This window comes from Streptomyces azureus (assembly GCF_001270025.1).
Taxonomy (GTDB): domain Bacteria; phylum Actinomycetota; class Actinomycetes; order Streptomycetales; family Streptomycetaceae; genus Streptomyces; species Streptomyces azureus.
In genome coordinates this window covers 1-7,746 of sequence record NZ_DF968387.1, presented here as the reverse complement: position 1 = coordinate 7,746, position 7,746 = coordinate 1, and the positions used below count along the sequence as shown (strand labels likewise).

The 7,746-nt window shown below is 72.0% G+C and carries 9 protein-coding genes; 2 read left to right on the top strand and 7 right to left on the bottom strand.

The features are described from left to right. Positions 1 to 63: 63 nt before the first annotated feature. Entirely contained in the window at positions 64 to 1,158 is a 1,095-nt protein-coding gene (locus tag AOQ53_RS31920; RefSeq protein WP_059422549.1) for a MerR family transcriptional regulator, read from the bottom strand. A 180-nt stretch (positions 1,159 to 1,338) separates the two neighbouring features. Between AOQ53_RS31920 and AOQ53_RS31915 the strand changes: the two genes are divergently transcribed. Continuing rightward, complete coding sequence (locus tag AOQ53_RS31915) at positions 1,339 to 2,217, top strand: ATP-grasp domain-containing protein (RefSeq protein ID WP_059422545.1); 879 nt, start codon at positions 1,339 to 1,341, stop codon at positions 2,215 to 2,217. 202 nt (positions 2,218 to 2,419) lie between these two features. Here AOQ53_RS31915 and AOQ53_RS31910 read toward each other — a convergent pair whose 3' ends face one another. From AOQ53_RS31910 to AOQ53_RS31900, 3 genes are read right to left on the bottom strand one after another with little or no spacing between them, the layout of a single operon-like run. Beyond that, positions 2,420 to 3,028: a hypothetical protein gene (locus tag AOQ53_RS31910; RefSeq protein ID WP_059422543.1), complete on the bottom strand. Its 609-nt coding sequence runs from the start codon at positions 3,026 to 3,028 to the stop codon at positions 2,420 to 2,422. Beyond that, positions 2,994 to 3,821 carry an FkbM family methyltransferase gene (locus AOQ53_RS31905; protein ID WP_059422541.1) on the bottom strand — a complete coding sequence of 276 codons (828 nt, stop codon included), beginning with the start codon at positions 3,819 to 3,821 and terminating at the stop codon, positions 2,994 to 2,996. The genes AOQ53_RS31910 and AOQ53_RS31905 overlap by 35 nt, the downstream gene beginning before the upstream one ends. Next, positions 3,818 to 4,039 (bottom strand): Trm112 family protein, encoded by a 222-nt coding sequence (locus tag AOQ53_RS31900; RefSeq protein WP_059422538.1) that lies wholly within the window; start codon positions 4,037 to 4,039, stop codon positions 3,818 to 3,820. The genes AOQ53_RS31905 and AOQ53_RS31900 overlap by 4 nt, the downstream gene beginning before the upstream one ends. A 155-nt stretch (positions 4,040 to 4,194) precedes the next feature. Here AOQ53_RS31900 and AOQ53_RS31895 point away from each other — a divergent pair, with 155 nt between their 5' ends. After that, on the top strand, positions 4,195 to 5,394 hold the full coding sequence (locus tag AOQ53_RS31895) for an RNA-guided endonuclease InsQ/TnpB family protein (RefSeq protein WP_059422537.1): 1,200 nt from the start codon (positions 4,195 to 4,197) through the stop codon (positions 5,392 to 5,394). A gap of 30 nt (positions 5,395 to 5,424) precedes the next feature. On the opposite strand, the gene AOQ53_RS31890 is transcribed toward AOQ53_RS31895, so the two are convergent. The 3 genes from AOQ53_RS31890 to AOQ53_RS31880 form a co-directional block, all read right to left on the bottom strand. Beyond that, entirely contained in the window at positions 5,425 to 6,330 is a 906-nt protein-coding gene (locus tag AOQ53_RS31890) for a hypothetical protein (protein ID WP_059422547.1), read from the bottom strand. A 15-nt stretch (positions 6,331 to 6,345) separates the two neighbouring features. Continuing rightward, positions 6,346 to 7,080 (bottom strand): class I SAM-dependent methyltransferase, encoded by a 735-nt coding sequence (locus AOQ53_RS31885; protein WP_059422536.1) that lies wholly within the window; start codon positions 7,078 to 7,080, stop codon positions 6,346 to 6,348. Beyond that, positions 7,077 to 7,746: hypothetical protein (locus AOQ53_RS31880; RefSeq protein ID WP_078945599.1), on the bottom strand; the 670-nt coding region annotated here is incomplete at its 5' end. The genes AOQ53_RS31885 and AOQ53_RS31880, both read right to left, overlap by 4 nt.

Below are 7,746 nucleotides of genomic sequence, written 5' to 3'. Positions count from 1 at the left end.
CCGGCGCCTGCCCCACCTGCCACCGCGACATACCCACCCGCACACCGACCTGACCAAGCACTACTAGCTGCCCGCGTGCTCTCCCCTGCGCACCACGTCCGCCACCACACAGCTCACGTTGTCCGGCCCACCGGCCTCGTTCGCCGCGGTGACCAGGGCCTGGGCCGTCTCGTCGGGAGCGGCGAGCGGGGCGAGGAGCTCCCGGATCCGGTCCTCGGGGACCACGCCCGACAGGCCGTCGGAGCACAGCAGATAGCGGTCGCCGGGGCGGGCGTCGTGCAGGCGGAGGTCCGGGATCGTGGGCGTGCCGTCGCCCGTCAGGGCCTTCAGGAGGAAGGCTCGCTGGGGGTGGGAGACGGCCTCCTCGGGTGTCAGACGCCCCTCGTCGATCATCGACTGGACGACCGTGTGATCGTGGGTGATGAGGAACAGTTCGCCGTCGCGCAGCAGGTAGGCGCGGGAGTCGCCGATGTGCACCAGGGCCAGCCGCGAGCCGGTCCACAGCAGCGCGGTCAGGGTCGTGCCGATGTCGTCGGCGCCGTCGGCCACGTCCCGGACGGCCTGGGCCGCGCCCCGCACGGCGTCCTCCAGGAGGTTGAGGACCCCGCCGGCCGGGATCTCGTCCGTGTCCAGGAAGCGCAGTGCCTCCACGGCGGCGCTGCTCGCGGGTGCGCCCGCCGGTCCGAAGCCGTCGGCGACGGCGAGCAGCCGGGTGCCCGCGTACGCCGTGTCCTGGTTGGCGGGCCGGACGCGACCGGTGTCCGAGTGGGCGGAGTAACGCAGTTCCAGCATGGCGGTGTCCTTTCGGGACTCGGGCGAGTCCGCTGTCAGGTGATCGACCAGGAACGCGGCGAGGTCCCGCCGTACCGCCGTCTCCGCCTCGACACGCGCCCAGTAGGCGCGGATCTCCCGGGCGGCGGCCGTGGAGTCGCGGTCGTGCAGCCGGCACACCTGGCGGATCTCGGCCAGCGGCATGCCGAGCCGCCTCAGCCACGCCACCAGCCGGGCCTGCACCAACTGCCCGACCGCGTAGTGCCGGTATCCGGTGTCCGGGTCCACCCGGGCGGGCCGCAGCAGGTCCAGCTCGTCGTAGAGGCGCAGCGCCTTCGGCGAGAGCCGGCACGCCTTCGCGAAGGCGCCGATCGTCAGCATGTCCACGCGATCCCCCTGCGATACGTCCATGCGGTCCCCCTGCGCTCCGCGCGTTCCTCGCGCTTCCTGGTTCCGCCACCGATGCTGGAGCTTCACCGAAGGTGAAGGTCAAACAGGGTGTCGCGGTTCCGGGCGGGATTGTTAGCCTGCGCCGGAATCGATCGTTCGTCCGAGGATGGAGTCCCCGTGGCCGGCACCCCGCGTATAGCGCTCGTCACCTACGACCCCGGTGGCGTCGAGAGCAGGGACCGGGACCTGCCGGTGCTGGTGGACGCGCTGCGGGAGGCCGGGGCCGAGGCAGGCGCCGTCCACTGGGACGACCCGTCGGTCCACTGGGCCGGCTTCGACCTGGCCCTCATACGCTCCACCTGGGACTACAGCTGGCGGGCCGAGGAGTTCGCGGCGTGGGCCGAGCGGTGCGGGAAGGTGACGCGGCTGGCCAACCCGGTGGACGTCGTGCGGTGGAACGCCGACAAGAGGTATCTGGGCCGGCTCGCGGAGGCCGGGGTGCCCGCCGTGCCGACCCGCTACTTCGCGCCCGGCGACCCCGTCGAGCTGCCCGCCGACCGCGAGTACGTCGTGAAGCCCACCTCGGGGGCAGGGGCCCGCTACGCCGCCCGCTACCCGGCCGGGGAGCGGGACGCCGCCGTACGCCAGGCCGAGCGGATGCACGCCGAGGGCTTCACCGTCATGCTCCAGCCCTACCTGACCGGCATCGACACGCACGGCGAGCGGGCCCTGCAGTTCTTCGGCGGACGCCTGCTGCACGCCAGCCGCAAGGGCGCGGTCCTCGCGCCGGGCACACCGTACGACGCCGACAAGGTCGCCCACCCCGGCCTCCAACCCTGGGAGCCGACCGCCGCCGAACTCGACGTCGCCGAGCGGGCACTGGCCGCCGTACCCGGGCAGCCGGAGTTGCTGTACGCGCGCGTGGACCTCGTCACCGGGCCGGACGGGGAGCCGTGCGTGATGGAACTGGAGCTGATCGAGCCGAACCTGTTCCTGTGGCTGCACCCGGAGTCCGTGCCGAAGGTGGTCGAGGCGGTCCTGGCCGCCGCCGGCTGATCACGCGCCCTGCGACAGCACCTCAACATCTGCGCGGTTCTGATCGCTTACGTCCCTCGACGCGGTTTTTGGTGGCGCGCTCGCCTACCTGGCCGCCGCGGGCCTGGCATGGCGCCGCGTGCCCGCGAAGGCCCGGCAGTCCGACAAGTGCCAGGGGACACGTCCCCGGACGAACTGCTGGCGCCTGTCCCCCCGGGGGATCTCAGCCCTGACGCCCGGTGACGGCCACCCGCTGCAACAGCCCCCACGTGAACTCGGCGACGACCTCCCATCGCACCCCCTGCGCGTCCGGCGCGGTGAACGCCAGCCCCCAGCGGGTGGGGGCCGTGCCCTCCAGGGGACGGGCTGGGGTGAAGGCGCGGGCCGCCTCGTCGACCGTGCAGGACCAGGCGGTGAGGTGGTCGAGCGTGCGCAGGTCGGGCCCCTCGGCGCCCGGGGCGCGGACCAGCCACTCGTTCCACACCGCGCCGTTCGGGGCGGTCAGGACCTCGAAGCGCAGGTCAGGCCAGATGGGGACGGGCCAGAGCCAGGCCTCGCAGTCCAGGTCGCCGATCCGGCGGGCCGTACGGGACTCGGGTTCGCCCAGCACCGAGCGGTAGCGGGAGAGGGGCGAGCGGGACCGCGGGGAGCGGACCATGGCCTGCCAGCGCTTGTTGGCCTCGCGCATGTCCGCGAGCAAGACCCCGAGCTCGTGCCGTGCGTCCTCCACCAGATCCGGGTTGTGGTCGGCCATGCGGCGCAGCAGCACCAGCTGGAAGTCGAGCGGTGTGAAGGGGCTAGCGGGGCGCTTTCCGGAGGGCATGGGAACCATCCTCGCCCACCGGCGCGGTGCCCGGACGGCGGCCGTCGGGGAGGAAGAGCACCGAGTTGACGTAGCGCGGGCCGCGCAGGACGTTGTACGGCAGGACGCGGCGCAGCAGGCCGTGCGAGACCACGTAGGAGGCGTCCGCCTGGTGCGCCTCCAGGGGGAACTTCGCCAGCGGCACCCACCGGTCGCCGGGCAGGACCCAGCCGTCGTAGCCGAGCAGCGACAGGTACGTCACCACCGGGCTGATCGGCTGGATACGGGACTCCAGCTCCACGAACAGGGCCGGGCGGTCGCGGGCCAGCAGGCCCGTCGCGCCCCGCAGGACCGCCGGCTCGTTGCCGTCCACGTCGATCTTGATGAAGCCGACGTTCCGCAGTCCCAGCTCGTCCAGCGTGACGCACGGGACGTCCAGCGCCCGGCCGTGGATGTCACGCCGCACCAGCGACGACACGCCCCGGTCACCGGAGTCGTCCGACGGCAGCCACAGGCGGGCGATGCCCGGGCGGTCCGAGGCCGCGGCACGGATCACCCGTACGTTCGGCGGGACGGCGGCGGCCAGCAGCCGGGCCAGATGCGGCACCGGCTCGATCGTCACGACGTGCTCGGCCAGGCCGGACAGCCGGTGCGTCCAGGGCCCGTACCAGCCGCCGACGTCCACCGCCGTGCCGCAGTCCGGCGGGCACAGCTCGGCGAGCCGGGCCAGCTCCGGTTCGAACCGGGGATAGAGCGCCCGGGCCGTCGCGGCCACCAGGCGGGTGGGCAGGAAGGGAGCGAGGCGGGCTGCCAGGCTGGTCATGGGGTCATCCTCTGGAGAAGTTCCTCGTGCTCGTCGTCCGAGACCTGCTCACCCGAGGACGGCAACAACTGCGGAATGCCGTCGACGATCGGATAGCGGCGGCGCAGCCGCGGGTTGTACAGCGCCTCCTCCTGTTTTGCCTCCTCGGCCAGCAGATGCAGCGGGCCCTTGTCGAGCGGGCACGCCAGGATCTTCAGCAGCGGGTCGTCGGGCTTCATCAGATCTCCTCCGTGGATACCCCGGCCTTCAGGCCGGGGAGGAAACGGACTCCTGCGGAGCAGGGCAGGGAATGCCGATTCGCCGCCAGGGCGGAGCGGCGTCTACCGCCAACTCCCCGCCGAACGTCACAAGTTGATGTGCTGGTTTGTGAGGCGTGGGGGCCATTCGTGTGAAGCGGGCGTTCAAGTACCGCTTCTATCCGACCGATGCGCAGGCAGCCGAGCTGTCGCGCACGTTCGGCTGTGTGCGCAAGGTCTACAACTTGGCCCTGGCCGCGCGCACCGAGGCGTGGACAGTGCGCCAGGAACGGATCAACTACAACGCCACGTCGGCAATGCTGACCGCGTGGAAGAAGACCGAGGAACTCGCCTACCTGGGCGAGGTCTCCTCGGTCCCGCTCCAGCAGGCCCTGCGTCATCTGCAGACGGCGTTCGCGAACTTCTTCGGCAAGCAGGCCAAGTACCCACGCTTCAAGTCGCGGAAGAAGTCCCGCAAGTCCGCCGAATACACAAGCAGCGCATTCCGCTTCCGTGACGGGAAGCTGACGCTGGCGAAGCTGGATCAGCCGCTGGACATCGTCTGGTCCCGACCCTTGCCGGAGGGCGCGCAGCCGTCGACGGTGACCGTGTCCCAGGACCCGGCGGGCCGCTGGTTCGTCTCCCTCCTCGTCGAGGACCCCGGCATCAAACCGCTTCCCGCCACCGGCACGGCCGTCGGCGTGGACGCCGGACTGGACCACCTGCTCACCCTCTCTACCGGGGAGAAGATCACCAATCCCCGGCACGAGCGGCGTGACCGCACCCGCCTGGCCCGGGCCCAGCGGGAGCTGTCCCGCAAGACCAAGGGCAGCAGCAACCGGAACAAGGCCCGCCGGAAGATCGCCCGTATCCACGCCCGCATCGCCGACCGCAGGCGCGACACTCTGCACAAGGTCACCACTCGGCTCGTTCGTGAAAACCAAACGATCGTGATCGAGGACCTCACCGTTCGCAACCTGCTCAAGAACGGCCGTCTCGCCCGCGCCATCTCCGATGCGGCGTGGAGCGAGTTCCGCAGCATGGTGGAGTACAAAGCCCATTGGTACGGCCGCGAAGTGATCGCGGTCGACCGCTGGTTCCCCTCCTCCAAGCTGTGCTCGGCCTGCGGGACCCTGCAGGACGCGATGCCGCTCAGCGTCCGCACCTGGACGTGCGGGAACTGTGGCATCACCCACGACCGCGACGTGAACGCGGCGAGCAACCTTCTGGCCGCCGGGCTGGCGGTGTCGGCCTGTGGAGCCGGTGTAAGACCTCAACGGAGAACTCCGGGCGGGCAGTCGGCGATGAAGCAGGAAACCCCACGGCGCGAGCCGTAGGAATCCCCCTCATTCACGAGGGGGAGCAAGTCAAGGGGATGCCAACTCCTTTGTTGGTGCGGGAGGTTGGGGAGCGGGGTCGTGCTTCGGCATGGTCAGCAGTACGGCGACCGCCAGGGCCGTGCCCGCCACCCGCAGCGCGAGCCGCAGCGGCTCGTCCGGCAGGGCCTCGCCGAACGACAGCGTGCCGAGCACCGCTGTGAACAGGGACGTCACGGTCGTGCACACCGGCACGATCAGCGAGGCCCGGCAGCGCTGGAGCGCCGCCTGCGACATCACCAGGCCGAACACACCGGTGAACAGCAGCAGATACGGATACGGGGAGCTCAGCAGGTCCAGCACCGCACCGCCGATCCCGCTGGTCGTCAGATGGCTCGACACGCCCTTGATGGCCAGCGAACTCACGCCGTACAGCAGCCCCACGGCCACCCCGTACTCGACGCCGGTCGTCGGCCGCCGGTGCCGGTTGCCGGCCCGCCGCTCGGCGGAGATGTACAGCCACAGCCCGGCCGCCAGCGACGGCACGCACACCAGCAGGATCAACTGGTACGGCGCGTCCTGGCTGACGGTGTCCGAGCCCTCGCGCAGCGACAGCACCACCATCAGCAGCGCGAGCAGGATCGCACCCAGCGCGTACCGCTCCCGGCCGCTCGTCTCCTCCCCGAGCAGCCGGGCCGACAGCAGCACGAGCAGCACCAGGCCGGAGACGAAGATGCCCTGTGCGGCGGCGACCGGGAGGGTGCGGTAGACGACGAGCTGTGCGGCGAAACCGGCGGCGAGGGCGAGGGAGCCGCCGATCCACAGGGGGCTGCCGAGGACGAGGCGCACCAGCCGGGCCGGCTGCCGGATGCTCACCTCGGGCAGCGAGGTGAGCGCCCGTTTCTCCAGCACGAAGCCCAGGCTGTACAGGGTGTTCGCCAGCAGGGCCGCGGCCACTCCCCACCACATGGGCTACGTCCTCCTGGCGTGCAGCAGCAGGATCGACGCCAGCTGCGGCCGGGCACAGGCCAGCCGGTCCAGCGGCCGCAGCGGGCGCGGTACGCCGTGAAAGGGAGCGCCTTCGAGCGTCACGACCGTGAACCCGGACGCGGCGACGAACTCCCGCAGCGCGCGGGCGGTGTAGAGGCGCAGATGCCCTACGACCTCCTTTCCGGGGCGGCCGTGGATGCCGCGCAGGCTGACCTCCGAGAAGACCGGCTGGACGCCGGCGAGCAGCAACGCGCGGTTGTACCAGGCGGCCAGGTTCGGCGTGGACAGCATCAGATGCCCGCCGGGCCGCAGGATCCTGCGGATCTCGTCGAGCGCCGCGTCCGGGTCGACGAGATGCTCGATCACCTCGCTGAACAGCACGGCGTCGGCCGACTCCGGCGCGAACGGCAGCCCGCCGCCGGTGAGTTCACCGCGGACCGCGTACGGGATGCGGGTGCGGGCGCGCATCAGGGCGTCCTGGGACCAGTCGACGCCGATGACGCGGTGACCGGGCAGGAGCGGGGCGGCGGTGGCGGCGGCGGTGCCGTCTCCGCAGCCGATGTCGAGGATCGTCCGCGGCTTGGGAACCGCCGGTCCGAGGGCCGCGGCCAGCATGCGGGCCTGGCGGACGCCGCGCGGGGTGCCGGAGGCGACGGGGACGGCCGGGTTCTCGTAGAAGTCACGCAACTCAGGGGGCCGGGCGGGGGCGCTCGTCACGGGGTCACCTCCGTGGTGTGCAGATAGTGCTCGAACAGGTCGCGGAGGTGGGCGCCGTCGCCGTGGCTGAGCAGGGCCCGGGACCAGCGCAGGGCCAGGTGGAGGCGGCCGGCGGTGGAGGCGGTGGTCACGGTGAGGCCGCGCGGCATCCGGGCCGGCGCCGAGAACCAGACCGCGTGCGCGCGGCCCGTCTCCTCCCCGAAGTCCAGGGGGTACGGGATGCGGCCGATGTTGCTGAGCAGGGTGGTCGACGTCCAGGGCGCGGCGGCCCGGCGCAGGGCGCGGGTGAGGGCGGCCCGGGCGGCGACGGGGGCCCAGGGTGCGGTGAGGAGGGCGGCGCCGTGGCCCAGTTGGGGGCGGGGGAGGGCCTTCAGCGTCCGGGTGCGCTCCGCGGTGCGCCGGAGGAGGGCGGACATGTCCGGGTGGTCCAACTCGGCCGGGGCGAAGGGGACTTCCACCAGGCGGGTGCCGTTGCCGATGGGCATCGTGGTGTCGCGGGGGCGGTCGTCCACGGGCATGGTGATGCGGAGGGGGCGGATGGGGGTCCCCCCGCTCGAGCGAAGCCGAGAGTGGGGGAGGGCGCCGTGCTCCCTGTTCCAGTGGGCGATGGTCAGGGCCGTGGTGACCATGAGCTGGTCGTTGACGGTGTAGGGGGAGCCCTTGGGG